This window comes from Endozoicomonas sp. SESOKO3, assembly GCF_024606255.1.
This window is the reverse complement of the sequence record NZ_JAHHPR010000442.1, coordinates 1-1,111: the sequence shown is the minus strand read 5'-3', so window position 1 is coordinate 1,111 and position 1,111 is coordinate 1. Positions and strand designations below refer to the sequence as shown.

The 1,111-nt window shown below is 51.5% G+C and carries 2 protein-coding genes; both read right to left on the bottom strand.

What is annotated here, in order from left to right; all coding sequences use genetic code 11:
• Positions 1-647 (bottom strand): ankyrin repeat domain-containing protein (locus KDK18_RS07550; RefSeq protein ID WP_257254282.1); only part of this gene is annotated, 647 nt, incomplete at its 3' end.
• Between the two features lie 246 nt (positions 648-893).
• Positions 894-1,111: ankyrin repeat domain-containing protein (locus KDK18_RS07545; RefSeq protein WP_257254281.1), on the bottom strand; the 218-nt coding region annotated here is incomplete at its 5' end.

Genomic DNA, 1,111 nt, shown 5'->3' with positions numbered 1-1,111 from the left:
CTGTCGATCATTAGTTTTACGCAGTTGGTATTGCCACTCGGGAGTCCACAGAGCAGCGGTGTGGCGCCACCCTTATTCCGTGCGTCAAGATCCGCCCCTTTGTCGAGCAGGAGTTGCACGCATTCGGTATTGCCGTATTCGGCTGCCAGCATCAGCGGGGTGAACCCATCACAGGCTCGGGCAGCATTAACCTCCGCCCTGTTTTTAATCAGGTGTTCGGCGACGTCAGTGTGCCCCTTAATGGATGCAATCATCAAGGCAGTGAGATCATCCTTCATAACGGCATTGACATTGACGCCTTCTGCCAGTGATTTCTTCACCTTTTTTAAATTCCCGTCAAAACAGGCGTCATAAAACCTATGATCGGGGAAAAATTTATCCGGGTGAGATACACCGGTGCTCTCATTCAATACAGGCGTGGGGTTTTGCCCACACTCCTTGCACTGGCGTGAGCCGATGGACTGTTTCACAAAATGCTTCGAAATACAGTCCAGATGGAAGTGGTGCCCGCATCGGGTTTGATACTGGGGTTTGACGTCCACAGGCGCCACATTATGGCCATGGAAATCATCCCGACAAATAGGACACAGAGCGGCCTGCGACTTTACGTCAGTGATCATAGGTAAGGAGCGAGTCATAGCATCCATAATTAGAACCTCCGTGTAATTTAATTAAGTTATATGTTTTGGACACAAAAAAAGTACGATAGTTCAGTTTTATGGCTACAAAGTTTTCTGTGGATAAATAATCACCCATTTCACAAACTGAGAAGACGGGAACACCTGAGAGCCGTGTTTCCTCGATAAGATAACGTCTTTCTTTTGTTTCCTGCCTTGTCTCTGTTCCCTACTCCGGCCTCGTTGAGGACTTTCACGCAGTCGGTATTGCCCATCTCAGCTGTGATATAGAGCGGGGTGGTGGGCGGCGTTGAGTTCCGCCCCGGCCTCAATCAGAAGTTTCACAATGTCGGTATGGCCTTTCCGGGCAGCGATGAACAGCGGGCTGGCGCCATTCGGCAAGGCGGCGTTGAGATCCGCCCCGGCCTCAATCAGGAGTTGCACGATGTCGGTATGGCCCTCCCGGGCAGCGAGGTACAGCGGGGTGGCGCCAT